We start from the raw sequence: 26,529 nt of genomic DNA on the forward strand, positions 1-26,529 counted from the left end.
GGCGGGGCGGCCGCATCCGGAAAGCACGAAGCGCCCCTCGGCCGGAGCCGAACGGGGCGCTCAGTGACGTCGCCGCGACTTACTTCTTGTTGCGGCGCTGGTGGCGAGTCTTGCGAAGCAGCTTGCGGTGCTTCTTCTTCGCCATGCGCTTGCGGCGCTTCTTGATGACAGAACCCACGGAAAACCTCACTATGTCAGGGTCTGGACGCATCTCGTCTGCGTCCGGGAACAGGCACCTCGCGAAAAATGCCTCGGATCAGTCTAGCCGACGTCGGCGATCGGCCGTTGCACGACGTCGCGCACCGCCGACTCGGGGACGCGATAGCTGCGGCCGAAGCGCACGGCGGGCAGCTCGCCGGAATGCACGAGGCGATACACCGTCATCTTCGACACCCGCATGATCTCGGCCACCTCCGCGACAGTGAGGAAGCGCACATCGGGCAGCTCGGCCATCGTCATCCCTTTCCCCGGATGCGAACACTCTAGGGGTCGGGCGCGACGCGTGTAAACCGGAGTGACGCCTGTTGCTCCGCCGAAGCGAGGGCTCTGGGCTCAGCGTCCGGACCGCTTGCCGAACACGCTCGTGACGGCGTGCTTCGCGGATGCCGCAGCCCGGCCGACCAGCTCGGCCGCAGCGACCGCCTGCTCGGGCAGCGCGGCGACGGGCTCGGCGTCGTAGGCCTCGGACGAGAGGAAGGGGACGAGCCAGTCGTCGACGACATCGAGCGGCTCGGGAGACAGGCTGTAGTAGCGGTGCTGCCCCTCCTCCCGCACGGTGACGAGCTCGGCCCCGCGCAGCACCTTCAGGTGCTTCGAGATCGTCGGCTGGCTCACGCCGAGCTCGCTCACGATCTGCGAGACGCTCGTCCCGGACGAGCGCGGATCGGAGTCCCGATCGAGCAAGAGCCTCAGGATGTCCCGACGGGTACCGTCGGCGATCACGTCGAAGATGTCCGCCATGCCATCAGGTTAGTCGGCGCGCACGCCCGAGTACCATGACATCGGCACCGACCTACCGCGGCGCCGGGAGCAACAGCTGCGATCGTGGGGAGGAACACGCATGGCGGACAGGTCCGTCGGCGCGGTCATCCTCAGCCGCCTCCGCGGCTTCGGGCGCAGCGCGTGGGATGCCGGTCGTGATCTCGCGACCGCCTCCCCGTCACGGTTCGCGGTTCTGATCTTCTCGACGCTGATCCTCGTCTTCACGACGCTGTTCTCCCTGCCGGCGGCATCCGCATCGGGCCGGGCCACGCCGTTCGCCGACGCGCTGTTCACCGCGGTGTCGACGATCTGCGTCGCGGGGCTCGCGACCGTCGACATGGCCACGCACTGGTCGCCGTTCGGCCACGTCCTCATCTACATCGGTGTCAACGTCGGCGCGCTCGGCGTGCTGACCCTCGCGTCGATCCTGGGACTCGTGATCTCCAAGCGCCTCGGCCTGCGCGCGAAGCTCATCGCCGCCGGCGACAGCAATCCGATGCGCGCACACGGCGGTCCCGTCAACGAAGGTCAGGCCGTCCGCCTCGGCGAGGTCGGCTTGCTGCTGCGCACCGTCGCGCTGTCGACGCTCGTCATCGAGGCGGGCCTGGCGATCCTGCTGTACCCCTCGCTGCTTTTCGGCGGCGTCGACCCGCTCACCGCGCTGTGGGAGGCGCCGTACTACGCGGCGATGGCCTTCACCAACACCGGCTTCTCGCCGAACGCGGAGGGCCTGCAGCCGTTCGCGCAGGACTACGTCATGCTCACGGTGCTCATGGCCGGGGTGTTCCTGGGCTCCATCGGCTTCCCCGTGATCTTCACGCTTTGGCGCCACCAGTGGCACGTGCGCGCGTGGTCGCTGCACGCCAAGCTCACGATCATCACGACGATCATCCTGTTCTTCACGGGCGCCGGAGTCTTCCTGCTCCTCGAGTACGACAACCCGGCGACCTTCGGGTCGATGGAGGCGTGGGACACCACGTTCCAGGCCTTCTTCATCTCGGCGATGACCCGGTCGGGGGGCTTCTCCATCATCGACATCGGCGAGATGCACGGCTCGTCGCTCATCGTCGGGTCGATGCTCATGTTCGTCGGCGGCGGCTCGGCCTCGACCGCCGGCGGCATCAAGGTCACGACCCTCGCCGTGCTCGCCCTCGCCGTGTGGTCCGAGGCGAAGGGACGCCCGTCGGTGCAGGTGTTCCGCCGCCGCATCCCCAGCGACGTCCAGCGCGTCGCCCTTTCGGTCGTCGCGTGGAGCGCCACGATCGTCGCGATCGGCACCGTCACGATCGCCCAGATCACGAAAGCCCCCGTCGACGAAGTGCTGTTCGACGTGATCTCCGGCTTCGCGACCGTCGGGCTGTCGACAGGCTTGACGGCCGAACTGCCCGACCCGGCGGTGTACGTCATGGCCCTCGTCATGTTCATGGGACGCGTTGGTACAGTGACTCTCGCTGCAGCGGTGGCCGCGGCATCCCGTTCGCAGTTGTACGCCCTGCCCGTCGAAAGGCCGATCGTTGGTTGAGCAGATCCGAAGCGACGCTCCCGTCCTGGTCATCGGGCTGGGCCGTTTCGGCGCCGCCTGCGCGGGCGAGCTCGACCGCCTCGACCGCGAGGTGCTCGCGATCGACGACAACCTCGAGCTCGTCCAGAAGTGGTCGGAGCGCGTCACGCACGCCGTGCAGACCGACGCCCGCAACCTCGACGCGCTCAAGCAGATCGGGGCGCAGGACTTCCAGGTCGCCGTCGTGGCGGTCGGCTCGTCGATCGAGGCGTCCGTGCTCATCACCGCGAACCTCGTCGATCTGAAGGTGCCGCAGATCTGGGCGAAGGCCGTGTCGCAGTCGCACGGCAAGATCCTCGCCCGCGTCGGCGCCAACCACGTCGTGTATCCCGAGCGCGAGGCCGGCGAGCGCGTCGCGCACCTCGTCAGCGGGCGCATGCTCGACTTCATCCGCTTCGACGACGACTTCGTGCTGGCGAAGATGTACCCGCCGAAGTTCATCCGCGGCGTCGGCCTCAACGAGTCCGGCGTGCGGACGAAGTACCGCGTCACGGTCGTCGGCGTGAAGAGCCCCGGCAAGCCGTTCCGCTACGCCGAGGCGAACACGGTCGTCACCAATCACGACCTCATCATCGTCTCGGGCACGAACTCCGACATCGAGCGCTTCGCCTCGCTCGACCGCTGACCCGGCACCCCCGCGTCGAGGTCCCCATTCGGCCGGTTATGCGGGACGCATACCCGGCCCAAGTGGGACCTCGAATGGCGCTTCGGGGGCGGGACGGGCCGGGGGGGTCGGGGCCGGGGGTCGGGGTCAGGCTCCGGCGGCGAGCTCGCGGGCGCGCGCCAGCGCGGCGTCGGTCGCGCGAGCGAAGACGTCGTCGAGGCGGGCCTCCTGCAGCACGGCGATCGCCCGCTCGGTGGTGCCCTTCGGGCTCGTGACGCGCCGGCGCAGCTCGGCCGGGTCCTCTCCCGAGGCGTCGAGCAGGGCGGCCGCACCGATGAACGTCTGCTCGGCCATCACCCGCGCCTCCGCCTCGGCGAAGCCCTTGCCCACCGCAGCCCGCGTGAGTTCCTCGATCAGCAGGAAGACGTAGGCGGGGCCCGAGCCCGAGATCGTCGACAGGGCGTCGATCTGCTCCTCCGGCACCTCGACGACGACGCCGCACGTCTCGAAGAGCGCGCGCACGGTCGCCCGGTGCGCATCGGATGCCGCGGGGCCGGCGGCCAGTCCCGTGACGGCCTTCCCGACGACGGCGGGGGTGTTGGGCATCGATCGGATGACCGCGACGTCCGACCCCAGGATGCCGGCGAACGTGTCGATCGTGACGCCCGCGGCGAGGCTCACCACCACCGCCCCCGGGCGCAGCACCGGCGCGATCTCGCGCAGCAGGTCGGGCACCATCGCGGGCTTGACGCCGATCAGGACCACATCGGCCGCGGCCGCGGCATCCGTGTTGCCCGTGGGTGTGTCTGCGAGCGCGACGCTCGTCACTCCCGGCAGGTCGGCGAGGGCGGCAGCCTTCTCGGCGGTGCGGTTGGTGACGGTCACTCCTCCGGCGGCGGCGCCGGAGGCCACCAGGCCCGAGAGCACCGCACCCCCCATCGAACCGGCTCCGAGGATGGCGATCGGGGGCAGGGCGACGACGTCGGGCATGCGGCCATCTTAAGTCCGGCCGTTTCCCAGCGGAGGGAACGGGCGCGAGGTAGAGTCGAAGCGTCCGCGGGCGCGGAGGCGCTCGCCGCGCAGAGCAGAGCGAAGGATCCCGCCATGCCCCTCTTCGACGGCATCACGCCACGCACCATCGAGACGTCGCGCCTGGCGGTGAACATCCTCGAACGCACCGCAGACGACCCCGAGACCCCGGCCGACCGCACGCTCGTGCTGCTTCACACGGCTCCCGGGTCGAGCCTGTTCTGGCAGGAGATCATCGAAGACCTGCCGAGCGACGTTCGCCCGATCGCCATCGACCTCCGCGGCTTCGGTGACACCGAACGGCTCCCGGTCGACGCGACGCGCGGCGTCCGCGACTTGTCCGACGATGTGCGGGCGACGCTCGAGGCTCTGGGCCTCGACGCCGTGCACCTCGTGGGCTGGGGCCTGGGAGCCGCGGTCGCGATGCAGTACGCCCTCGATCACCGGGTGCTCTCGCTCAGCCTGCTCTCACCCGTCTCGCCCTACGGCTTCGGCGGCACGCGGCTCGACGGCACGCGCCTGACCGACGACGACGCCGGGTGCGGTGCAGGCACGATCAGCCCGACACTCGTCGACCGTCTCACCGCTCGCGACGCCGGCGACGACGAGGGCACCGCCCGTTCGTTCTTCCGCACGTCGTTCGTCTCGCCCGACTACGAGTCCGACAACGAAGACACGTGGGTCGAGGCGATGCTCACGACGTCGACGGCCGAGGGGAACTACCCCGGCGACAGCGTCCCGAGCCAGAACTGGCCGGGCTTCGCCGCAGGTGGGCTCGGCACGCAGAACGCCCTCGCACCGGGGCACTTCGACGTCTCGGCGATCGTCGACCTCGCGGAAGGCTACGACGCGCCTCCGATCCTGTGGGTGCGCGGCGGTGCGGACGTCATCGTCGCGGACGGCTCGTTCGCCGACAGCGGTCACCTCGGTGAGATCGGCGCGATCCCGGGTTGGCCGGGTGTGGAAGCCGCGCCGGCTCAGCAGATGGTCGCGCAGACGCGCGCCGTCTTCGAGCGGTACCGCGAGGCGGGCGGTCAGGTGACCGAGGTCGTCATCGAAGGCGTCGGGCACGCCGTGCACCTCGAACGCCCGGGCAAGGTCCGCACCGCGATCCTCTCGACGATGGGCTACCTCGGCACGCCCATCTCACCGGCTCCCCCGACCGAGGCGATCATCCTCAGCTCCTGGGACTGACCGGCCCCGGCCCTGGCGCCGTCGCAGTCGCAGTCGCGGCCGACCTCACCGCTGCTGCGCGAAGAACGTGCGCAGCAGCGCCGACGAGTCCGCGGACCGCACCCCGGCGACGACCTCCGCGCGCACGGGAAGCCGGCGGTCGCGCACGAGGTCGTACTGCGAACCGGCGGCTCCGGCTTTGTCGTCCCACGCGCCGAAGACGAGTCGCGAGACGTGCGCCTGCAGCATCGCGCCCGCACACATGACGCAGGGCTCGAGCGTCACGGTGAGGGTGCAGCCGGCCAGGTTCCACGACCCGGTCGCGGCCGCCGCGGCGCGCAGCGCGACCACCTCGGCGTGAGCCGTCGGGTCGCCGGTCGCCTCGCGGAGGTTCCGTCCCTCGCCGATCACCGCGCCCGCCGCATCGGTCACGACCGCACCCACGGGGATGTCGCCGGCTGCGGCAGCCGCTTCCGCGAGCTGGAGGGCCAGCGTCATGCTGCGGATGTCGTCAGCGGATGCCGTCAGGGTCACGGCACCAGCGTAGAGCCGAGGAGATGCGGACCGTCCGCGTAGGATCATCACATGCGTGTTCACGTCGCCGACCACCCCCTCATCACCCACAAGCTCTCGGTCCTGCGCGACAAGAACACCACCTCGCCGGTGTTCCGCCAGCTCACCGAAGAGCTCGTCACCCTGCTCGCGTACGAGGCCACCCGGAACGTCCGCACCGAGCAGGTCGAGATCGAGACCCCGGTCACCCGGACGACGGGCCTCGCGATCGCCAAGCCGCGTCCCCTCGTCGTGCCGATCCTGCGCGCCGGGCTGGGCATGCTCGAGGGCATGACCAAGCTCCTCCCGACCGCCGAGGTGGGCTTCCTCGGAATGGCGCGCAACGAGGTGACGTTCGAGCCCACCACGTACGCCGAGCGCCTGCCCGACGACCTCAGCGACCGCCAGTGCTTCGTGCTCGACCCGATGCTCGCCACGGGCGGGTCGCTCGGCGCCGCGATCGACTTCATCTTCAAGCGCGGTGCGCAGGACGTCACCGCGATCTGCATCCTCGGCGCTCCCGAGGGGCTCGCCGCCATCGAGAAGCAGGTCGGCGACCGCGACGTGACCCTCGTCCTGGGCTCGCTCGACGAGCGTCTCGACGAGCGCGGCTACATCGTGCCCGGTCTCGGCGACGCCGGCGACCGCCTCTACGGCACCGTCGACTGACCCGCGAGCCGCGCGCTTCAGACCGCCCCGACGAGGCGAGCGAACGCGCTCATCCGCGCGACCCCCTCGGGCGTGCGCGGCAGATCGCCGAGGATGCCGGTGCCGTAGACGATGTACGCCGTGTGCTGCGCTCGTGAGACGGCGACGTTGAGGCGATTCTGCAGCAGCAGGAACTCCAGCCCTCGCGGTGCATCGCGTCCCGAGGATGCCGCGAGCGACACGATCGCCACGGCGGCCTCCTGGCCCTGGAAGCGGTCGACCGTTCCCACCGGCACCTGGGTGTAGCCCGCTGCGGCGAGCGCTTCTTCTACGAGCACCTGCTGGGCGTTGTAGGGGGTGACCACGATGATGTCGCGCTGGTCGAGCGGACGCGGCGCGGCCGTCGGATCGGGCAGCCACGTGCGGCCGAGGAGATCGGCGACCAGGCGCACGACGGCCTCCGCCTCCTCGGGCGAGGCGGTCGCATTGCGCCGATGCGCGACCGGTACGGGCACGACGCCCGGGGCTACGCCCTCGAGCACCCGGTCCGCGGTCGAGACGTGCGCGGCGAGACGTCCGTCATAGGCCAGCACCGAGACCGGCTCGGCGACCTCCGGCCGCATGCGCCGGGTCTCGGCCAGGAAGAACCCGCGGTCGGCGGGAATGACGTGAGCGCCGTCCATGATCCAGCCGAGAGCGGATGTGTCGACCGGCTCGGGGTGTGTGCCCTGGCTGACCTGCGGCAGCTGCTGCGGGTCGCCCAGCAGGAGGAGCCGTGATGCCGCGACGGACACCGCGATCGTCGAGGCGAGCGAGAACTGGCCCGCCTCGTCGATCACGAGCAGGTCGAGGCTGCCGCGCGGGATGCGGCCCGCGTGAGTGAGATCCCACGCGGTGCCGCCGATGACGTAGCCGTCGGGACGTGTCGCGGTGAATTCGGCGACGCCGTTCTTCGGGATGACGGTGAAGGCCTCGTCACCGCTCGGCTCGCCCTTCACCGCCTTGGCGATCTTCTCGCGGGGCACGCCCGCCGCCGCGATGCGATCGAGCATGTTCTCGACGACGGCGTGCGACTGCGCGACGACACCGACGCGGAATCCGCGTTCGCCGACCAGACGCGCGACGACGTGCGACCCCACATAGGTCTTGCCCGTTCCGGGAGGGCCCTGGACGGCGAGATAGCTGCGATCGAGGTCGAGGATGGCGCGCGAGATGTCCGCGACGGGGTCGGACCCGTCGCCCGGTAAACCGCCGGAGAACGTTCGCGGCGGGCGGCGCAGCAGCAGGTCGGTCGCGGGGTCGGCGGGCAGCTCGGGCGCGGCATGGATCACCCCGTCTGCCCACGCGTCGATCGCCGCCTGCTGGCTGCCCGCGGGCGGCGGCGCCGCGGGGGTCAGCGCGATCGGCAGCTCGGACCACATGTAAGCCCCCGCGGCGAGCTCCTCGACGATCGCGCCGTCATCGAGCACATCGACGACCCGAACGCGCCGGTCGGCGTGGATGAAGCGCGGCCGCGGTTCGGTCGGGAACGGCGCGGGCGACTCGTAGATCGCGAAGGGCGACGAATCGACGCTCAGCCGCGTGCCCGGCGCGACCTCGCCGCGGAGCTCGAGGATGCGCCGGTCGGTCCGGGTACCCTCGGGGCGATGCCAGTCCTCGAGCACCCGGCTGCGCTCCGACGCGACGGCGACGACGTCACGGGTGTCTTCCCACATCGAGAGCGGTTCGCGCAGACGGAGGAAGTGCGTGGCCCAGAACGACTTCGCCTCGCGCGGGTAGTAGTCGATCGCCGCTGCCCCGAGCCGGAGCGCAACGGCTGCCGGAGCCTCCGCACCGGCGGGGTCGTCGGTGGCAGCGGCATCCGCGAGCCGTGAGAGCGCCGTCGCCCGCGGCGACGGCTCGTAAGCGCGCTCTTCGGGCTCGACGTCGGCCGACGGGCGGAGCTGCGCTTCGCGCGCCCGGTCGACGAGCCAGTCGCGCAGCCGCCGCGTCGACACGCAGTCGTAGCGGTTGTAGTCGGCGAGGTCGGCGAGGATCGCGGCGGCGCCGTCTGCGTCACCCGCCTCGGCGAGCGCACGCGCCTCGACGTACCGGACGATCGAGTCGTCGCCCTTCTGGACGTCGCTCGTGCGGACCTCGGCGCCCATGTAGAGCGGCTCGAGCTTCTTGATCGAGTACGAGCGCGAGCCCACCCGAAGCGCCCGGCGGACGATCGGGTACAGGTCGACGAAGACACCGTCGCGCAGCAGTCGGTCGACCTCCGCTTCGCCGACGCCGTAGCGCGCGGCCATCGCGAGGAGATGCGTCGGCTCGTACGGCGCGTAGTGATAGATGTGCATCGCGGGGTGGGCGGCCCGCTGCACGGCGACGAACTCGAGGAAGGTCTGGAACGCCGCCTTCTCCTCGTCGAACGTGTGGGCCCACAGCGCGGAGTACTGCTCGCGCAGGTCGACCCACCCGAACAGGTAGTCGATGCCCCAGTGGCGACCCGCGCCCTCGGTGTAGAGCGGGTCTCCCTCGAAATCGAAGAACAGGTCGCCGAGGTCTGGCCGGGGAAGCGCGCCGAGTGCCCGCGGGAAGACGACCTCATAGGTCGGCAGGGGCGCAGCGCTCGGGCCGTCCTCGGTATCACCCTGGAGCATGGCCGTGACGCCGCCCGCGGGACTCTCGAGCTGCAGCCGCGCCTGGGTGCGGAGCCCCGTGAACGTGTCCCACGACATCCGGCCCGGCGCCTCGCGCGCTGCCGCGAGCTCGTCGATCGTGGTGACGCCGGAGGCCCGCAGCCGCTCGCGCTGGATCGGCCGCATCCCGGCGACGAGCAGCAGGTCGCGCGCAGCGACGACCTCGAGGTCGCACGTCGCGCAGCGTCCGCAGGCCGCGATCCGCAGATCTCCGCGGTCGTCGCCCCACGCGATGGCCTCCCCCGCCGCACCTGCGGCGACATCACGATCGGCGATGAGGGAGCGCAGGCGCTCGCGGCGCAGGGCGAACACGGGCGCGATGTCGGCCCGGGCATGCCGCGACACCGTGCCGTCGCCGAGCAGCAGCTCGACGTGATCGGCCACGCGCGCACCCTCGCGATCGAGCTGGACGGCATACGCTTCGAGCTGCATCAGCGCGGTGACCCGGGCATGACGGGCGAGCTTGGTGTCCTGCACGACCCACCGGTCGTCCTCGTCGCGCAGCAAAAAGTCGGCGAACCCGACGAAGTCGGTATCGGCGAACGCGGCCTGGTAGATCACCCGCGCATCCGATGCGAGAGCCTCGCGCGTGAGCGCGACCGCCCGCGCCAGGCCCGCGGCATCCGATGACCGCGTCTCGGGGATCTCGGTGACACGATCGCCGAACTCGGCGCGGTACGCCGCGAGCTGACGTTCTTCGTGCCGGTCGCCCAGACGGCCGGCCCGTTCGAGGGTCGGGTCGTCGGGCTCGTCGACGGCGGCGACGCGTCCGAGCTTGGCGTCGATCGCGCGCAGCCACGCGAACTCGCACTCGGCCGCGGCCTTGAGGTCGCTCGCGCTCCAGACGATCCGGCCTTCGTCCTCGATGTATCGCATGATCCCCTTCCGTTCAATGACCCTAACCGCGGGGTGCGACACCGCCGACGCCGGTGCCAGACTGAGGAGGGTGAACGAGTCGCTCCCCTTCGCCAGCGCGTACGCCCACGGCTTCGCGCGGATCGCCGCCTGCACCATTCCGGTGTCGATCGCCGATCCCGCCGCCAACGCCGAAGCCGTCATCGCCGAGGCGCACGCGTGCGACGCCGACTCCGTCGCGGTCGCGGTGTTCCCCGAGCTGTGCCTCACCGGCTACGCGATCGACGACCTCGTCCTGCAGGACGCGGTCCTGGATGCCGTCGACGCGGCGATCGAGCGCATCGTCGCGGCATCCGTCGATCTCATGCCGGTGCTGGTGGTCGGTGCCCCGCTCCGCCACCGCAGCCGCCTGTACAACTGCGCCGTCGTCATCCATCGCGGCGAGATCCTCGGTGTCGCCCCCAAGGCCCACCTGCCCACCTACCGCGAGTTCTACGAGCGCCGCTGGTACGCCGCCGGCGAGGAGTGGGACGGCGAGGGCATCCGCATCGGCTCGCACGAGACCGTGTTCGGAACGAACCTCCTCTTCGACGTCCGCGACGTCCCCGGCCTCGTCCTGCACGCCGAGGTGTGCGAGGACATGTGGGTTCCGGTGCCGCCCTCGTCGCGCGCGGCTCTCGCAGGGGCGACGGTGCTCGTCAACCTGTCGGGCTCCCCCATCACGATCGGCCGGGCCGACGACCGCCGCACGCTCGTGCAGTCGCAGTCGCTGCGATGCCTCGCCGTCTACGCCTACGCGGCGGCAGGTCTCGGCGAATCGACCAACGACGTCTCGTGGGACGGCCAGACCATGATCTACGAGGGCGGCTCGCTCCTCGCCGAGACCGAGCGCTTCCCCGACGGGCCGCGCCGCAGCGTGGCCGACGTCGACCTCGACCGGGTGCGCCAGGACCGGTACCGCCAGGGCACGTTCGACGACAATCGCCGCACGACGGCGACCGACTTCCTCACCGTCGAGACGTTCCTGCACCCGCCCGCCGAGGACATCGGGCTGCGGCGCACGCTCGACCGCTTCCCGTTCGTGCCGGACGACCCGGCGCGCCTCGACCAGGACTGCTACGAGGCGTTCAACATCCAGGTCTCCGGCCTCGAGCAGCGGATGCGGGCCATCGGCGGGCCCCGCCCCGTGATCGGCGTGTCCGGCGGGCTCGACTCCACTCATGCCCTGCTCGTCGTCGCCCGCGCGATGGACCGCATGGGCCGGCCGCGCAGCGACATCCTCGCCTACACGATGCCCGGCTTCGCGACGAGCGACCACACGAAGTCCAATGCCGTCGCGCTCGCCGAGGCGATCGGCGCGACGATCGAGACGATCGACATCCGCCCCGCCGCGAACGAGCTCCTGCGCGGTATCGGACACCCCTACGCCTCCGGCGAGCCCGTGTACGACGTGACGTTCGAGAACGTCCAGGCCGGTGTGCGGACCGACTTCCTGTTCCGGCTCGCCAACCGCCTGAACGGCATCGTCATCGGCACCTCCGACCTCTCCGAGCTCGCGCTCGGCTGGGCCACCTACGGCGTCGGCGACCACATGAGCCACTACGCCGTGAACGTCGGTGTGCCCAAGACGCTCATGCAGCACCTCATCCGCTGGGTGATCGCGCACCGGGAGGGGACGGGAACCGACCTGACCGACGAGGCCGTGGCGGTACTGCAGTCGGTTCTCGACACCGAGATCAGCCCCGAGCTCGTGCCCGCGGGCGAAGACGGCAAGGTGCAGTCCACGGAGTCGACGATCGGCCCTTACGCCCTCCACGACTTCGCGCTGCACCATGTCCTGCGCTACGGGTTCCGCCCGTCGAAGATCGCCTTCCTCGCCCAGCACGCCTGGTCGGATGCCGACGCCGGCGACTGGCCGGTCGGCTTCCCGCGCGACAGCCGCTACGCGTACGACCTCGCCGAGATCACGCACTGGCTGCAGGTGTTCATCAAGCGGTTCTTCGGCTTCGCGCAGTTCAAGCGCAGCGCGATCCCCAACGGCCCCAAGGTGGCCGCGGCGGGGTCGCTGTCGCCCCGGGGCGATTGGCGTGCACCGTCGGACGGCAACCCCGAGGCGTGGCTCGCGGAGCTCCGGCGGGCGCTGCCCGACCTCGTCGACTGACGCGTCGGCGACCGGGACGGCCCGGTCAGGCGGTCGGCAGAGTGCCGTAGGCCAGGGTGATGAGCCACCCGTCGCGCGAGATGTCGACGAGGGTGTACTTCATGTTGCGGTCGGGAATCCAGCCGCGGTGGCGGCCCGGGTCGAGCCGGACCTGTTCCGGTGCGACACGGACACCGCGGCCGTCGGCCTCCAGCACCGCCTGCACGTGAACCCAGTGGTCGACGAGGTCGAGGGTGTCGGCCCCGGCGAAGAGCCGGGAGTGCTTGCGCATCCGGGCGAGGTCGGCGGGTTCGGGATGCGCGTCGCGGATGTCGATGCCGACCGGCAGCCCCGGATCGCTGACCGCGACGACCGTCGCCGCACGGAAGCTCGCCGTCGTGATCGCCAGCGGCACCTCGACGCCGTCGCGCGATGCGATGAGGCGCGTGTGATAGCCGAAGCCGCGAGGAGCCTCACGTTCGATGCGGACATCCTTCTCGTCGCAGCCGAGAGCCTGAGCGACGAGCTCACGCGCGATCATCCGCCGCCGGTGGTGCACCGTGATGGCGGGATCCCACCCGAGCCGTGCGGTGATCCCCGCGGGCGTATCGAGAAGTACCGTCTTCATTCCGTCGCTCCCGCCTCTGGATGGTCTGACCTCAGGTCGAGTCTAGCGACCGCACGTGCTCGCACCAGGGCGGGCGACCGGGTCAATCCGGTTCCCGGGCCGCCCGCGCGATCCGCCGACGCGACCTCGCTTAGGCTGGCGGGATGAGCCTCGACAACGGCGACGACAAGCGGCCGTCCCCCGCCCGCATCGCGATCTGGGTCGTGGTGGGCGGCATCGGCGCCTACCTGCTGATCTCCGGCATCCTCGGCATCCTCGCCCGGGGCGGTGCGTGACCGTGCGACGGCTCTTGGTCGTCGCGCACCGCGATGAGCTGATCGGCTTCCCCGCCGACATCCCGGGGTTCGACATCCTGCTCACGGGCCCCGGCAAGCTGCTCGCCGCACATGAGCTGACCCGCGCGCTCGACCGCACCACGTACGACGAGATCGTGGTCGTCGGGACCGCGGGAGCGGTGGCCGGCGCTCTCGGCCCCGGCATCTACGAGGTCGGCGACGCCGTCCAGCACGACGTGTTCGACCTGGCGGGGGTTCGCGGCCGGCATCTGTCGATGCCCGAGCGCGTCGAAGCCGGCGGTGCCGGGGTGCGCATCGCGACGGGCGACGTCTTCGTCGACGACGCCGAGGCGGTCGCCCTGATCCAGTCGCTGGGCGCGCAACTGGTCGACATGGAGACCTACGTCTACATCTGGGTCGCCCAGCGCTTCGGCATCCCCATCCGGGTGCTCAAAGCGGTGTCGGACGACGCCCAGGACGGCGCGACAACCGGGTGGGACGACGCCGTCGCGGCGTGCAGTCGCGCCCTGTACGAGCGGATCCGGGCCGACTACGGCGTCTGATCACTGCTGCGCGCGAACAGCCGACGCAGCAGCAGGAACACGACGAGGGCGACGACCGCGACGAGCCCGAGCTTGACCGCGAACACGGCCAGGCGCAGCACGATGTCGACGATCACCCACGCCACGAAGATCGCGGCGATCACTCCGACGACGGTCCAGAAAGTCCTCACGGCGCCAGCCTAGTCGCGCTCACTGAGCGCCTCCTGTCGAATGATGCTCGGGCCCTCACGCGTCGCCTCGACGACGATCTGCGCGGCGAGCTGCTCCTTCATGCCCTCGACGTGGCTGATGACGCCGACGGTGCGGCCGCCCGCGCGCAGCTCGTCGAGGGTGCGCATCGCGAGCTCGAGGGTCTCGGGATCGAGCGACCCGAATCCCTCGTCGACGAAGAGCGTGTCGAGGCGGATGCCGCCGGCACGACCCGTGACGACCTCGGCGAGACCGAGCGCGAGGGCGAGGGAGGCAAGGAAGGTCTCTCCTCCCGACAGCGACTGCGGCGAGCGGAGGCGGCCGGTGTGCGCGTCGAGCACCTCGAGCCCGAGGCCGGAGGCTGCACCACGAGCCTGCAGCGCATCGCTGTGGTGGAGGGTGTACCGGCCCGACGACATGTCGCGCAGCCGCAGGTTGGCGGCGGCGACGATCTCTTCCAGTTCGGCGGCGAGCACGAAGGTCTCGAGATCCATCTTGCGGGTGTTGGGCGCACGGCCGGCGACGGTGTCGGCGAGCCGGGTCACGGTCGCCGTCCGCTCGGCGAGACCGGACACCGCGACGAACGCGTCGTCGATGCGCCGGAGGAGATCGCTCATCGTCTCGGCGGCGTTGACGGCGTCGCGGTGCGCGGCGATCGCCTCGCTGCGGGCGCGGTCTCCGGCAGCGACCGCTTCGGCCGCAGCGTCGAGATCGGGCCGCTCGTCGGGCAGCCCCGCGGCGGCGAGCTCGAGCTCGAGCAGGCGGGCGCGCGTGGCCGCGACGTCGGCGGCGTGTTCGGCGACGCGCCGCGTGAGGGAGGTCCGCTCGGATTCGGGGAGCAGCGCCTCGCGCACCTCGCCGACGTCGGCGAACACTGATGCCTCGATGCGCTGCGCGCGGTCGTTCGCGGCACCGGCCGCGGTCGCCTCGCTGTGGGCGAGCGCCCGCCGGCCCTCGATCACCGCTCGCGCGAGGTCGCGCCGCTCGGTCGCCTCCGCGATGCGCTCGGCGACCGTCGCGAACGGCCCCCGTGCGTCGGCCACGTCGCGCTCCAGGCGGGCGAGGGTCGTGGTGGCCACGGCGGAGCGCTCGCGCGCATCGGCCAGCGCGGCCGCCAGGCGCGAGCGCTCCTCGGCCGCCTCGGCGTCGAGACGGTCGAGCACGTCGCGCTTCTCGGTGAGGTCGGCGACACGCTCTGCGGCGCGTTCGGTGGATGTCAGCTCGTCCCGGGCCTGAGCGAGCATGTCGGCGAGCTCATCGCTCCCGCGACCGCCCGCACGTGCCGTCGCAGCGGCGTGGTCCGCGCGCAGCAGCGCGGCGCGCTCTCCCGCGCCGCGCGCCTCGGCCGCGGCGGCATCGCGCGCCGACTCCGCGTCGGCCAGATCGTCGTCCGTCACACCGTCGGGCGCCGGGGGCGCGGGATGCGGGTGCTCGAGCGCCCCGCAGACCGGGCAGGCCGCGCCGTCGGCCAGTTCGGCGGCGAGTTCTCCCGCCCGACCGGCCACTCGTCGCCGCAGCAGGTCGGTGACGGCGGCAGCCGCCCCCTCCGCGGCATTACTCGTGCGCAGATAGGCTTCCTCGGCCTCGCGGAGCTCACCCGCGAGACGTTCCGCCTCACCGGCCGCCTCGGCCTGAGCAGCGAGTTCGTCGACCCGGACACGCTGCTCGTCGCCGCGCGCCGCCGCGAGGGTCGCCGCCGCGAGCTCGGTCGAGAGCCGTTCGCGCTCCGCGGGCAGGAGCGCGTGCTGTGCGTCGAGCAGCGTCGCCTGCTCCTCGAGGAGGGCGATCTCGCCCGCGGTCGCGTCTCGATCCGCGAGGGCGTGCGTCAGCTCGTGCTCGCGCTCGAGCGCGTCCGTCCAGCGGGCGATGTCGCCTGTGAGGGCCTCGACGAGAGCGGCGATGTCGTCGTCGACGCGTCCGCCCGCCTCCGTCCAGCGCCTCTCGGCGCGCTCCACCGCGATGCGGGCCTCCCCCGCCGCTTCGTCGGACCGGTCGGCCTGCTCGAGCGTCGCGCGGAGCGCTTCGGCGGCACGCGCACGCTCGAGTCGGCGTTCACCCGCAGCCACCTCGTCGGCGACCGCGTCGAGGTCGTCCAGGCGCCGGCGCGCTGCGGCGAGATCGTCGAGCACCCGCACCCGCTCGACGAGCTCGGCATAGGTCGCCGCGAGAGCGGTCTGCCGCGACTCCGCCTGCTGGCGGAGCTCGTCGGCCTGTTCCACGCGGTAATCGGCCCGACGGCGTGCTCGTTCGACGACATCGCGTCGGCCGGCGAGGTCGAGCGGCGCCGCCCCGTCCGTCGCCCCGTCATCGCCGATGGCGCCGCTCTGCTGCGTCATGGCCGCTTCGGCGAGCTCGAGAAGCGTACGCACCTGATCGCCCGCGGCGTCGAGCTCGCGCTGCGCGGAGCGCCGACGCTCCTCGAGATCGTCCTTGTACTGCTCGAAGCGCTTCGTGCCGAACAGCGTGCGCAGCAGCTGCTGCCGCTCATCGTTTCGAGCGAGGAGGAATCGTGAGAACTTGTTCTGCGCCAGCAGGATCACCTGCTGGAACTGCTGCGCGTTCAGGCCCAGCACCTCGTCGAGCAGCAGCGCGACCTCGCGGGGTTTCGCAGCCCGGCCCACCCACTCGCCGTCGACGTCCTGCTCGAGCTCGGCGCGCGCGATCTCGGTCGTGAGCTTGTCGCCGCGCTTCGCGGGCCGCTCGTACTCCGGCGCTCGGGTCACGCGCCAGCGCTGCCCGCCGACGGTGAACTCCAGCCGCACCTCGGTGGGGTCGCCCAGGAAGCTGTGGTCGCTGCGGAGACGCCGTTCGCCGTTGTCGTAACGCGGCACCGAGCCGTAGAGCGCGAAGCTCACCCCGTCGAGGATGCTCGACTTGCCCGCGCCGGTGCGGCCCGAGATGAGGAAGACGCCGTCGCGATCGAAGGCGTCGAAGTCGACGGTCTGCTTCTCGCGGAACGGACCGAAGCCGGTCAGCTCCAGGCGATGCAGCTTCACGCCATCGCCTCCACGCGGATCCGCTCGTCGAGGACGTCGGCCAACAGCTCGCGCTCGCGCTCGTCGGCACCGGCCCCCTCGCGGACGTGCACGAGGAACGCTTCGACGAGCTCGGCGTCGCTGCGCGCGGCGCGCACGCGGTCGACGTAGGTGCGCGCGTCGCTCGGCGCGGCATCCGCCGGTACGTGCACGACCTTCGCGCAGAACGGGAAGCGTTCTTGCAGACGGCGCATCGGATCGCGCTCGGGCAGGGTGTCGGTGTACTCGACGCAGACCCACGCATCAGCGTGCTGCTCGTGAGCGGGATCGGCCAGAACGTCGGCGAGGGGGCCGCGCAGGGTGACGACCCGACGCGGAACCGGCAGCTGGAGCCACCGAGCGTCGACGAAGCCGTCGGCGTCGAGCTCGACGAGCCACGAACCCCGGGGCTTGTCGCCCTCGCCGAAGCTGTAGTGCAGCGGCGCGCCCGCGTAGCGCACGGCGGGGGCCAGCTGCTGGCGACCGTGGATGTGCCCCAGAGCCATGTAGTCGACACCCGCGAATGCCGCCAGCGGCACGACGTCGAGGCCGCCCTGCTGGATGTCCCGCTCGAGGTGCGGCGTCGGTTCGACACCCGCGGCGAAGCAGTGGGCGATCGCGACCGACCGCCCGCCGCGCACCGCCAGGTCGTCGCGCACGAGCCCCATCGCGCGATCGATCACGGCTGCCTGCGACCGGGCCTCGGGCCACAGGTGTCGCAGCAGCGCCGGCTCGAGATACGGGATGCCGTAGAAGTGCACCGGCCCGTCGGCATCCGCGATCGTGATCGGAGTGCCCACCGCGGCCGGGTCGGTGAGGACGTGGATGCCCTCGCGCAGCAGCCCCGCCTGGAACCCGAGGCGGGCGGCGGAATCGTGGTTGCCGCTCGTGACGATGACGCGAGCACCGGCGTCGGCGATGCCGCGGAGGGTGTCGGAGAGGAGGGCGTAGCACCCCGCCGCCGGTGCGGCCGAGTCGAAGACATCGCCGGCCACGACGACGACGTCGACCTCGTGCTCGCGGACCTGCGCGGTGAGCTCCTCGAGCACGCCCCGCAGCGCGTCGAGCGTCGAATGACCGTGGAAGGTCCGCCCGATGTGCCAGTCGGAGGTGTGGAGGATCCGCATGCCGACCAGGGTAGGAGGAGGGTCGGACATCGCGGCGATGCCCCGCGGGGAAGCCGCCAGACTCAGGCCCGCGCCGCCCGCCGTCGGGACGCGAGGTCGGCGACGCCCAGCACGAGGGCGAGCGCGAGGAACAGGCCGACCGAGACCATCCCGAGGGCGTAGGCATCGTGATAGACGTCGATCCGCGGCGTCGATCCACCACCGAGGCGGTACACCGTCGAGTAGAACAGCGACAGTGCGACGGCCGTTCCGACGGCGGTGCCGATGCGCTGCACGAGCTGACCCACGGAGCCGGCCAGACCGCCTTGCTTCACCGGGATGTCGGCGAGGGTGAGGGTCTGGTTCGGCGAGATGACGAGACCGCCGCCGAAGCCGCCGACCGTCAGCACGCCCGCCATCGCGAACTCGACGATCCCGGCCGGCACGAAGTATGCGACGAGAGCGAGCGCGACGACCGCCGCGAGCATGATGACCAGTCCCCCGACCACCAGGGGGCGACCGACGCGCGTCACGATGCGACCGCCGACGTACGAGGCGCCCGCACTGGCGATGGCGAAGCCGATCGACACCATCCCCGCGAACACCGGTTCGAGGCCCACTCCGAGCTGCAGGAAGAGTGTCGTGAGCAGGAACATGGCGGGGAGCGCCATGAAGTACACCGCCTGGATGAGCGTGCCGTTTCGATACGACGAGATGGCGAAGAGCTCGAGCGGGATCAAGGGGTGCTTGCCGGATGCCGCGTAGCGTCGCTCCCACCACACGAACATCGCGGCGAAGACCCCGAAGGCCACGAGCGACCACCACCGCTGCGGATCGTCGCCCTGCGCGCCCGTCGTGAGGAGGAACGGGGCCATGAAGGCGATCACGACGAGCGCGAACAGCAGCAGGCCCACCGGGTCGAGCTGCAGACGGGCCGGCCGCGACTCGCGGGTCCTCGGGAGCAGCCAGATCACACCGGCGAGAACGGCGATCGTCAGCGGGACGTTCATCCAGAAGATGTAGCGCCAGCCGTCCTCGGCCCCGCCCAGCGCGATCATGAGACCACCGAGCGTCGGGCCGAACGCCGTCGAGATGCCGATCGTGGCGCCGAACAGCCCGAAGGCCTTCCCGCGCTCGGCCCCCTGGAACATCTCCTGGGCGAGACCGATGACCTGGGGCATCTGGATGCCGGCCGCCACGCCCTGCACGAGCCGGGCGGCCAGGAGCACCCCCGTATCCGGCGCGAGCGCGCAGACGACGCTCGTGGCGGCGAAGAGCGAGAGCCCGATGACGAACAGCGCCCGTCGCGAGCGCTGATCGCCGATGCGTCCGGCCGGCACGAGGGTCAGCCCGAACGTGAGCACGTAGCCCGACACGATGAGCTGCAGCTCCGTCGAGCCCGCGCCGAAAGCCTTCTCGATCGAGGGCAGCGCGACGTTGACCTTCGTCAGGTCCAGGATCGTCAGCGCCGCAACGGCGACGCAGACCCAGAAGGCCCGCCACCGCTGGTGCACCGACAGCGGGATGCTCGCCGTGTCACTCATCGTGGGTCAGGCTATGCCCGTCGAGAGATGCCGTGCGCGGCCTTGCACTGTCGGCCCGGGCCCCGTAGAGGCCGGGCTCCCGGAGAGGCCCGGGCGCCACCACGACGAATGCCCCGGGACCGTGCCCCGGGGCATTCGCGATGTCATTCGTCAGTCGGCGGCGAGGTCGTCGACGATTCGCGCGATCTCGTCGTCGCCGACGTTCAGGCCGACCTCCGAGACGCGCTGACGCACGTACTTCTCGACCGTCGCGCGGTTCTCGCCCGGGAGATCCGCGCGCAGCTGCGCGACGAGCCCGTCGAGGCGCTCCTGCTCGGTCGTGTCGTGCATCGACAGCGCCGGACCGTCCTGCACGCCCGGAGGCGAGACCGGGGTGTCCTCCTTCGGAGGCGTCACGTCGCCGCCGGTTCCCGCAGATGTCGCCCGCGTGCCGCCGCGACCGGTCTCGGGAGCGTCCTGCGTCGCGGAGTCCGAGACGCTCGAGTCGATCTCGTCGGCCTGACCGCTCATCGCTGCTCCTCCTCGTCTGCCTGCTCGTCGGTGACGAGGTCGGGATCCAGGCCCTGCTGGATCTCGGCGCTCTCGACGAAACCGTCCGGGCTGTCGCCGTCGGGCATCGGGACGTCGGCGGGGCTGTCCGCGTCGCGGACGGCGTCGTCTTCGGCTTCGCTCGCGGCGAGCGAGGTGGCACCGGCGCCGTCGGGGTCGACGACGCCCTCGGGAAGATCGCGGTTCATGACTGTCTCCTTCGATCGATCGCCCCAGTCTGGCCCTGGCATCCTCTCGCGAGCACCGTCTTGACAGGCGCGCGCCGAGGGGCGTATCCCGCCGCCTCGGAACCACGCGGCGGTCAGCTGCGCGGCGTCAGAATGTCCGCGCGATCGGGGTGCGCCTCGAACCAGTCGGCGACGTACCAGCAGACCGGACTGATCGTCCGGTCGCCGAGAGTCTCGATGTCGGCCACGGCGCGCTCGACGACCTCCGCCGCATAGCCGTGTCCGCGGAACGTCGGAATCGTGTACGCGCGAGTGAGCGCCACGGTGCGCCCGTCGTCGCGGTAGTCGAGCACGCTGACGAGGTCGTCTCCCCGGTGCAGCGCGTAGCGCGAGGCGTCCTTCTCATTCGTGAATGTCAGATCGCTCATGGGCCCACGCTACGCCCGGCCGGCGGCAGTGAGGCCAGCCAGGCGTCGATCTCCGAGCGATCGCGCAGCCGCACGATCCGCTCCCCCGCGGCGATGCGCCCGAGCATGCGCTCGCGCGTGACGGGATGGTTGGTCCACGCGAACCGGATGATGTTCCGCTCTGGATGCCATCTCAGAAGATTTCGTGCGCGCTCGCGGTTGCCGTGCCACAGCTCCTCGCGCCGCACCACTCGGCGCAGCGTCCGCCCGACGACCTGACGCATCACACGTCGGCGCGGCAGGTCGAGCCACACGACCGTGTCGGCGCCGTCCGGTGAGCCCGGATCGAGCATGTCGCCCAGACGCGACGTCCAGTTGCCGTCCGCGACCCACCCGTCCGGATGCTGCCGCACGAACGCCCGGACCCGGGCGCGGGCCTCGTCGAGGTCGCGCATCCGCCAGTCGGCGTCCCAGAAGACGGCGTCGAGCTCGAGCCGCGGCAGCCCCGTCCGCGCCGAGACACGGTCCGCGAGCACGCTCTTCCCCGAGCCGGAGGTGCCGACGATCCGGATCCGCGTAGCCACGATCGTGCACCGTAGCGAGGATTGAGCAATCTGTCACATTCCGTCATCGAAGGACGCGAGGCACTGGTGTGTTTGACACATCCGGACACGGATCGTCATAATCAACCCCATGACTGACATCGCACGCACTCTGTCCGCCCGGGAGGCGAACGGAACTGCCGACATCATGATGATGTCGCAGCGTGCTGTCATGTGTTGCCGAATGTGCCGCTGACAGGTGAACCCCGCCTGATCCTCCGCCGCTTCTGAACGCGGCCGCGGATCCCCGAGTTCCGATGGCCCGGCCCACAACGCCGACATCCGGATGCTCGCTCACCGGCCCCCGCTGGGCCTCACGCAACGCACACCCGAACCCGCCGCAGGCTCTGACAGCCCGGGTTCACGTTCCGAGGACGAACCTCCCATGTCGAACACCGCTCTTCTCGCCCCCGCCGCCCCCGCTCGTCACCTTCGCGCCGTCGAGACGCCTCCCCCGGCACCCGCCGCCGCGGCCTCGACCGCGCCGCGCGGCTTCGCCCTGTACGTCGGCATCGACGAGGCCAAGGCCGCCGCCGACGGCGTCTCGCTCTCGACGCTCGTCGAGGCCCTGCGCCGTACGCTGGGCGAGCTCGCCCCCCACGCCGAGACCTACGCGACCGTCGCCCTGGCACCGGTCGGCGCCGGAGGACGCGACGTCGACGTCGTCCGCCTCGCGCTGCACGAGCCCAGCGCGGTCGCCCGCACGAAGCAGGACGTCCCGGCGGAGGACCACGTCCCCGGCGGCGTGACCGTCGACATCTCGCGCAAGCGCGTCTTCATCGACGGCGAGTCCGCCGCCTTCACCTTCAAGGAGTTCGAGCTGCTGCAGTACCTCGTGCTGCGCGAGGGACGCACGATCGAGCGCTCCGAGCTCGTCGAGTCGCTGTGGAACAACGGGTCCGACGAGGAGGCGCCGGGAGAGCGCACGATCGACGTCCACGTCCGCCGTCTGCGTGCAAAGCTCGGGCGCTACGAGGACATCGTGCGCACCGTCCGCGGCGTCGGCTACCGGTTCGACCGCCACGCCGACGTGGTCATCCGCTACGGCCACGGCACGCCGTCGCCCGACCGCTTCTGACGCGCCCCACCCGACCGGGGTGCCGATCGACGCCGCTCACGGCGGGATGTCGGAGGTTCCGACGTAGGGTGTCGGCATGAGCGCGGTGACGACGGGACGGATGCCGGGTCGCCGCCCGGCGATCCGCGGTCTCGATGCCGCGCCGCCGTCGTCGCCCCCGATCGAGACCGAGTACCGGCCGGCTGCGCCGATCGACGTCGCCCGCGCTGTGCGCCACCAGCAGCACGGGGCCCACGATCCCACGATGACCACGTCGGGCGAGGTGATCTGGCGCGTCAGCCGCACGCCGCGCGGGGTCGCCACGCTCGCTCTGCGGGTGGGGCGCTCGCTCGTGAGAGCGGCCGCGTGGGGCCCCGGCGCGGAGTGGGCGATCGAGCAGCTGCCTCGGCTGTGCGGCGGTGACGACGATCCTGAGGGCTTCGACGGGACGCGGCATCCGCTCATCGCCGACATCCACCACCGGCATCCCGACATCCGCCTCGGCGCGACCGACCTCGTCTTCGACGACCTCGCGAGCGCCGTCTTCGAGCAGAAGGTGACGGGGCTGCAGGCGTTCGGTGCCTGGCGTGCGATCGTCACCTGGTACGGCGAGCGCGCCCCCGGTCCCACGCCGCGCCCGATGTTCGCGCCTCCCGCGGACTGGCACCTCATTCCGAGCTGGGCGTGGCATCGCGCCGGCCTCGAGCCACCGCAGTCGCGCACCGTCGTGCGCGCGGCCCAGCGGCGCGCCTCGATCGAGCGTGCGGTCGCCGGGGCCCGCGGCGGCGACGAGCACGAACGCATCCTGACCTCCCTGCCGGGGATCGGTCCGTGGACGTCGGCGGAGACCCGCATCCGCGCCTTCGGCGACCCCGACGCCGTGAGCGTGGGCGACTACCACCTGTGCCACACCGTGGGCTACGCCCTGACGGGCCACCGCGTCGACGACGACGGGATGCTCGAACTGCTCGAGCCGTGGCGGGGCCACCGGCAGCGCGTCATCCGGCTCATCTACGCCGGCGGCGTGTTCGAACCGCGCCGCGGCCCGCGGCTGCATCCCGAAGACCATCGCGACCGCTGAGGCAGCCGCGTCGTAAGCTCGGGGCATGGCGAATCGGGGATGGCAGCGCGGACACACCTACTGGGCACTCGGCGCCGCCCTCGTCTTCGTGCTGGGCATCGTGTTCGGCCTCGTGATGAACAACGTGTGGCTGGGTCTCGTGCTCGCCGCGGCGATCTCGGTGGGATGGCTCATCGCCTACGAGTCGCGCCGGGGACGCAACGAGGGCGTCTACGATCGCGACGACGACGGCGCGCAGCTCTGACCCGCCGCATGAGCCACCTCACCTGACACTTCGCGCCCCATCCATGCACCGGATGCGGCCACAACTGCCAGGTGAAACCCACGCCAGGTGAAATCCACTCGGTGCGCCGAGGTCAGCGGAAGTAGACCGCGAGCGGGTACTCGCCGTCGTCGCGGACCGCGATCGGCGTCTGGAACACGCTCTCGAGCACATCGGGGCGCATGATCTCGCGCGGTGTCCCCGTGCACGCCACCGTTCCCCCGGTGAGGGCGACGATGCGGTCGGCATAGGCGGCGGCGAAGTTGATGTCGTGGATGACGACGACCACGGTCTTGCCCAGTTCATCCGCCGCCCGTCGCAGCTGTCGCATCATCCCGACGGCGTGGCGCATGTCGAGGTTGTTGAGCGGCTCGTCGAGCAGGATGCAGTCGGTGTCCTGAGCGAGCACCATCGCGACGTAGGCGCGCTGGCGCTGCCCGCCGGAGAGCTGATCGAGGTAGCGGTGAGAGAGATCCTCCAGATCGAGGAAGCGCAGCGCCTCGTCGACGTGGCGCCGATCGTCGGGGGTGAGGCGTCCTCCGGAGTGGGGGAAGCGCCCGAAGCCGACGAGATCGCGCACCGTGAGCCGCGTGACGAAGTGGTTCTCCTGCCGCAGGATCGACACGACGCGCGCCAGCTCGCGGCTCGGGGTGCGCGCGACATCGAGACCGCCGACGGTGACCGTGCCCGTTGTCGGCTCGGTCAGGCGCCCGACGATCGTGAGCAGCGTGGACTTGCCGGCGCCGTTGGGCCCGACGAGGGCGGTCACCCCGCCGGCCGGGATCCGGAGGTCGATGGGACCCAGCACGCGCAGGCCGCCGTAGGACTTCGAGACGTCGGTGAGGGTGATCACAGCGCGCCCTTTCGCAGAAGGTAGACGATGAAGAAGAGCCCGCCGACGAACTCGATGATCACGGTGAGCATGCCCGCCGCGTAGAACACGTGCCGCAGCACGAAGTAGCCGCCGAGGAGCGTCGTCATCCCCAGCAGAGCCGCGAACGGGAGGACGACGGCGTGCCGGGACGATCCGGCGAGCTGATACGCGAGTGTCGCGACGATGAACCCGAAGAAGGTCATCGGCCCGACGAGCGTCGTGGAGACCGAGATGAGCACCGCCACGAGGATCAGCAGGACGGTGACCTCGCGCTTGTAGGCGAGTCCGAGATTGGTGGCGACGTCGCGACCGAGGGTCAGCACGTCGAGACGGCGGCGGCGGCGCCACACCACGACGAGGACGACACCGACGATCGCCGCAGCCCACGGCAGGTACTCGGGGTTCGAGTTGCTCAGGTTTCCGAACAGCCGTGCCGAGAGCAGATCGAAGTCACTCGGCGTCAGTAGCCGCTGCATCACCGTGGAGAGTGAGCCGAACCCGACCCCGAGCACGATGCCGATGAGCAGCATGATGTGCAGGTTTCCCCGCTTGCCGGCGAAGAGCCATCCGTACAGGAGGGTCGCGAAAGCCACCATCAGCACGCTCTGGAGAGCCACCTTGGCGAGTCCGTCGGTCGCCGCGAGCGCAGCTCCCCCGAAGAAGAACACCAGGCCCGTCTGCATCACGACGTAGAGCGCGTCGAACCCCATGATCGAGGGCGTGAGGATGCGGTTGCCCGTCGCCGTGTGGAACAGCACCGTCGCGACCGCCTGGCAGCAGGCCACGATCGCGACCGTCGTAACCGTCGTGACCCGCAGATCCACGGCGAGCCAGTAGCCGCGTTGCGCCGGATCGAGGGGGATGTTCCAGGTCAGCAGCAGGACGGCGGCCGCGACGACTGCGACGGCGAGGACGACGAACCGCAGCCACACCCGTGGTCGCCGCGTCGCAGCATCCGCGGACGACGCGCGCACGGTGCCGCGCACGGCCTCAGCCATCGTTCCCGCGCTGCCGGAGGAGCAGCATGACGAACACGGCCGCGCCGAGGACGCCGAGAATCATCGAGACCGGCACCTCGAACGGCATCCGGATGACGCGGCCGACGATGTCGCAGACGACGATGACAGCCACTCCGCCCAGACACACCCAGGGAAGGTTCGCGCGGAGGTTGTCCCCCCGCCACATCGACACGAGGTTGGGCACGATGAGCCCGAGGAACGGCAGGAAGCCCACGACGACGGTCGTGACCCCGGTCGCGACGGCGACGAGGGCTGTGCCGAGGAGGAGCACCCGGTCGTAGTCGACGCCGAGCGTCGTCGCGACATCCTTTCCGAGGCTCGCCGCCGTCAGCCGGTCGGCGAAGAGCGCGACGAGCACGACGACGACGCCGACGACCCACAGCACCTCGTAGCGGCCACGGACCACGGCGGTGAAGCTTCCCATGAACCAGGTGCCCAGCATCTGCAGGGCATTGGCGCTGACGGCGAGGTAGGTCGTGAAGGCCGAGACGACGGCGCCGAGCATGATGCCGATGAGGGGCACGATCAGCGACGAGCGCAGCTGGATGCGGCGCAGGATCGCGAGGAAGACCAGCGTTCCGGCGAACGCCGCGATGCTCGCGACGACCATCCGCACGATCAGCGGCGCGTCGGGCACCAGGAGCACTGTCGCGAGGAGGCCGAGCGCGGCCCACTCCGTGGTCCCGGTGGTGGTCGGCTCGACGAAGCGGTTCTGGGTCAGCAGCTGCATGACGAGGCCGGAGACCGCCATCGCGCAGCCGGCGAGGACCAGGGCGAGCGTGCGCGGGATCCGCGTGATCCACAGCATCTCGGAGCCGACGCCGTCGGAGGTGAGGTCGTAGACGCCCACGAAGAGCGAGAGCACGACGAGACCGGCCACGACGATGATCGCGGCCGGGAGGGCGAGACGCCCGCGCATGCGGGCGGGGACGGTGAGCGCAGTCATGACGGGTTACGGGAGCCCCGCC

The 26,529-nt window shown here is 71.1% G+C and carries 28 protein-coding genes; 10 read left to right on the forward strand and 18 right to left on the reverse strand.

Annotated elements, in window-relative coordinates; translation table 11 throughout:
- Positions 1 to 79: 79 nt before the first annotated feature.
- The 3 genes from C3481_RS05785 to C3481_RS05795 all read right to left on the reverse strand — a co-directional run bounded on the left by C3481_RS05785 (position 80) and on the right by C3481_RS05795 (position 960).
- Entirely contained in the window at positions 80 to 178 is a 99-nt protein-coding gene (locus C3481_RS05785; RefSeq protein ID WP_003792170.1) for a 30S ribosomal protein bS22, read from the reverse strand.
- A gap of 83 nt (positions 179 to 261) precedes the next feature.
- Positions 262 to 453, reverse strand: coding sequence for a helix-turn-helix domain-containing protein (locus C3481_RS05790; RefSeq protein ID WP_023952227.1), 192 nt, complete (start codon positions 451 to 453; stop codon positions 262 to 264).
- Positions 454 to 552: 99 nt separating this feature from the next.
- Positions 553 to 960 (reverse strand): helix-turn-helix transcriptional regulator, encoded by a 408-nt coding sequence (locus tag C3481_RS05795; protein ID WP_023952229.1) that lies wholly within the window; start codon positions 958 to 960, stop codon positions 553 to 555.
- A gap of 100 nt (positions 961 to 1,060) precedes the next feature.
- On the opposite strand from C3481_RS05795, the gene C3481_RS05800 reads away from it, so the two are divergent.
- Positions 1,061 to 2,503 (forward strand): TrkH family potassium uptake protein, encoded by a 1,443-nt coding sequence (locus C3481_RS05800; protein ID WP_023952230.1) that lies wholly within the window; start codon positions 1,061 to 1,063, stop codon positions 2,501 to 2,503.
- Complete coding sequence (locus C3481_RS05805; protein WP_023952231.1) at positions 2,496 to 3,167, forward strand: TrkA family potassium uptake protein; 672 nt, start codon at positions 2,496 to 2,498, stop codon at positions 3,165 to 3,167. Before C3481_RS05800 ends, C3481_RS05805 begins: the two co-directional genes overlap by 8 nt.
- A gap of 126 nt (positions 3,168 to 3,293) precedes the next feature.
- Here the strand turns inward: C3481_RS05805 and proC are convergent, their stop codons facing one another.
- Positions 3,294 to 4,136, reverse strand: coding sequence for a pyrroline-5-carboxylate reductase (proC, locus tag C3481_RS05810; RefSeq protein WP_064956101.1), 843 nt, complete (start codon positions 4,134 to 4,136; stop codon positions 3,294 to 3,296).
- Positions 4,137 to 4,250: 114 nt separating this feature from the next.
- Here proC and C3481_RS05815 point away from each other — a divergent pair, with 114 nt between their 5' ends.
- Complete coding sequence (locus C3481_RS05815; protein WP_103841164.1) at positions 4,251 to 5,369, forward strand: alpha/beta fold hydrolase; 1,119 nt, start codon at positions 4,251 to 4,253, stop codon at positions 5,367 to 5,369.
- Positions 5,370 to 5,414: 45 nt separating this feature from the next.
- Here the strand turns inward: C3481_RS05815 and C3481_RS05820 are convergent, their stop codons facing one another.
- Positions 5,415 to 5,882: a nucleoside deaminase gene (locus C3481_RS05820; RefSeq protein WP_374754843.1), complete on the reverse strand. Its 468-nt coding sequence runs from the start codon at positions 5,880 to 5,882 to the stop codon at positions 5,415 to 5,417.
- Between the two features lie 51 nt (positions 5,883 to 5,933).
- Here C3481_RS05820 and upp point away from each other — a divergent pair, with 51 nt between their 5' ends.
- Positions 5,934 to 6,569 (forward strand): uracil phosphoribosyltransferase, encoded by a 636-nt coding sequence (gene upp / locus C3481_RS05825; RefSeq protein WP_023952235.1) that lies wholly within the window; start codon positions 5,934 to 5,936, stop codon positions 6,567 to 6,569.
- A 17-nt stretch (positions 6,570 to 6,586) separates the two neighbouring features.
- Here the strand turns inward: upp and C3481_RS05830 are convergent, their stop codons facing one another.
- On the reverse strand, positions 6,587 to 10,105 hold the full coding sequence (locus C3481_RS05830) for a bifunctional RecB family nuclease/DEAD/DEAH box helicase (RefSeq protein ID WP_103841166.1): 3,519 nt from the start codon (positions 10,103 to 10,105) through the stop codon (positions 6,587 to 6,589).
- A 70-nt stretch (positions 10,106 to 10,175) separates the two neighbouring features.
- Here C3481_RS05830 and C3481_RS05835 point away from each other — a divergent pair, with 70 nt between their 5' ends.
- Positions 10,176 to 12,245: an NAD(+) synthase gene (locus C3481_RS05835; protein ID WP_023952239.1), complete on the forward strand. Its 2,070-nt coding sequence runs from the start codon at positions 10,176 to 10,178 to the stop codon at positions 12,243 to 12,245.
- A gap of 25 nt (positions 12,246 to 12,270) precedes the next feature.
- On the opposite strand, the gene C3481_RS05840 is transcribed toward C3481_RS05835, so the two are convergent.
- Entirely contained in the window at positions 12,271 to 12,852 is a 582-nt protein-coding gene (locus tag C3481_RS05840; protein WP_023952241.1) for a hypothetical protein, read from the reverse strand.
- A 143-nt stretch (positions 12,853 to 12,995) separates the two neighbouring features.
- On the opposite strand from C3481_RS05840, the gene C3481_RS16720 reads away from it, so the two are divergent.
- Positions 12,996 to 13,127 carry a hypothetical protein gene (locus C3481_RS16720; RefSeq protein ID WP_258039025.1) on the forward strand — a complete coding sequence of 44 codons (132 nt, stop codon included), beginning with the start codon at positions 12,996 to 12,998 and terminating at the stop codon, positions 13,125 to 13,127.
- Positions 13,124 to 13,690, forward strand: coding sequence for a nucleoside phosphorylase (locus C3481_RS05845; RefSeq protein WP_023952245.1), 567 nt, complete (start codon positions 13,124 to 13,126; stop codon positions 13,688 to 13,690). Before C3481_RS16720 ends, C3481_RS05845 begins: the two co-directional genes overlap by 4 nt.
- Here the strand turns inward: C3481_RS05845 and C3481_RS05850 are convergent.
- The 8 genes from C3481_RS05850 to C3481_RS05885 form a co-directional block, all read right to left on the reverse strand.
- The gene (locus tag C3481_RS05850; RefSeq protein WP_023952247.1) at positions 13,678 to 13,860 is read right to left on the reverse strand and encodes a hypothetical protein; all 183 of its coding nucleotides are present in this window, start codon (positions 13,858 to 13,860) and stop codon (positions 13,678 to 13,680) included. The genes C3481_RS05845 and C3481_RS05850 overlap by 13 nt on opposite strands.
- Before the next feature lie 9 nt (positions 13,861 to 13,869).
- A complete protein-coding gene (locus C3481_RS05855) occupies positions 13,870 to 16,875 on the reverse strand; it encodes an AAA family ATPase (RefSeq protein WP_103841168.1) in 3,006 nt (1,001 codons plus the stop codon).
- Positions 16,872 to 18,020: an exonuclease SbcCD subunit D C-terminal domain-containing protein gene (locus C3481_RS05860; RefSeq protein ID WP_103841170.1), complete on the reverse strand. Its 1,149-nt coding sequence runs from the start codon at positions 18,018 to 18,020 to the stop codon at positions 16,872 to 16,874. The genes C3481_RS05855 and C3481_RS05860 overlap by 4 nt, the downstream gene beginning before the upstream one ends.
- A gap of 62 nt (positions 18,021 to 18,082) precedes the next feature.
- Positions 18,083 to 19,543: an MFS transporter gene (locus C3481_RS05865; protein ID WP_023952253.1), complete on the reverse strand. Its 1,461-nt coding sequence runs from the start codon at positions 19,541 to 19,543 to the stop codon at positions 18,083 to 18,085.
- A 150-nt stretch (positions 19,544 to 19,693) separates the two neighbouring features.
- Positions 19,694 to 20,053 (reverse strand): hypothetical protein, encoded by a 360-nt coding sequence (locus C3481_RS16725; protein ID WP_023952255.1) that lies wholly within the window; start codon positions 20,051 to 20,053, stop codon positions 19,694 to 19,696.
- Positions 20,050 to 20,280: a hypothetical protein gene (locus tag C3481_RS05875; RefSeq protein WP_064956107.1), complete on the reverse strand. Its 231-nt coding sequence runs from the start codon at positions 20,278 to 20,280 to the stop codon at positions 20,050 to 20,052. The genes C3481_RS16725 and C3481_RS05875 overlap by 4 nt, the downstream gene beginning before the upstream one ends.
- A 113-nt stretch (positions 20,281 to 20,393) precedes the next feature.
- Positions 20,394 to 20,687, reverse strand: a complete 294-nt coding sequence (locus tag C3481_RS05880; protein WP_064956108.1) for a GNAT family N-acetyltransferase — start codon at positions 20,685 to 20,687, stop codon at positions 20,394 to 20,396.
- Complete coding sequence (locus C3481_RS05885) at positions 20,684 to 21,250, reverse strand: putative adenylate kinase (RefSeq protein WP_023952261.1); 567 nt, start codon at positions 21,248 to 21,250, stop codon at positions 20,684 to 20,686. The genes C3481_RS05880 and C3481_RS05885 overlap by 4 nt, the downstream gene beginning before the upstream one ends.
- A gap of 403 nt (positions 21,251 to 21,653) precedes the next feature.
- Here C3481_RS05885 and C3481_RS05895 point away from each other — a divergent pair, with 403 nt between their 5' ends.
- From C3481_RS05895 to C3481_RS05905, 3 genes are all read left to right on the forward strand, one after another.
- A complete protein-coding gene (locus C3481_RS05895) occupies positions 21,654 to 22,346 on the forward strand; it encodes a winged helix-turn-helix domain-containing protein (protein ID WP_064956109.1) in 693 nt (230 codons plus the stop codon).
- A 100-nt stretch (positions 22,347 to 22,446) separates the two neighbouring features.
- Positions 22,447 to 23,406 (forward strand): DNA-3-methyladenine glycosylase, encoded by a 960-nt coding sequence (locus tag C3481_RS05900; protein WP_103842038.1) that lies wholly within the window; start codon positions 22,447 to 22,449, stop codon positions 23,404 to 23,406.
- A gap of 25 nt (positions 23,407 to 23,431) precedes the next feature.
- A complete protein-coding gene (locus C3481_RS05905) occupies positions 23,432 to 23,650 on the forward strand; it encodes a hypothetical protein (protein ID WP_023952268.1) in 219 nt (72 codons plus the stop codon).
- A 112-nt stretch (positions 23,651 to 23,762) separates the two neighbouring features.
- On the opposite strand, the gene C3481_RS05910 is transcribed toward C3481_RS05905, so the two are convergent.
- The 3 genes from C3481_RS05910 to C3481_RS05920 are packed head-to-tail and all read right to left on the reverse strand — an operon-like array spanning position 23,763 to position 26,507.
- Positions 23,763 to 24,521 (reverse strand): ABC transporter ATP-binding protein, encoded by a 759-nt coding sequence (locus C3481_RS05910; protein WP_023952270.1) that lies wholly within the window; start codon positions 24,519 to 24,521, stop codon positions 23,763 to 23,765.
- Entirely contained in the window at positions 24,518 to 25,540 is a 1,023-nt protein-coding gene (locus C3481_RS05915; protein WP_088380456.1) for an iron chelate uptake ABC transporter family permease subunit, read from the reverse strand. The genes C3481_RS05910 and C3481_RS05915 overlap by 4 nt, the downstream gene beginning before the upstream one ends.
- Positions 25,533 to 26,507: an ABC transporter permease gene (locus tag C3481_RS05920; RefSeq protein WP_064956111.1), complete on the reverse strand. Its 975-nt coding sequence runs from the start codon at positions 26,505 to 26,507 to the stop codon at positions 25,533 to 25,535. Before C3481_RS05920 ends, C3481_RS05915 begins: the two co-directional genes overlap by 8 nt.
- Between the last annotated feature and the right edge of the window lie 22 nt (positions 26,508 to 26,529).

This window comes from Microbacterium sp. Ru50, from assembly GCF_002920555.1.
Taxonomy (GTDB): Bacteria; Actinomycetota; Actinomycetes; order Actinomycetales; family Microbacteriaceae; genus Microbacterium; species Microbacterium arborescens.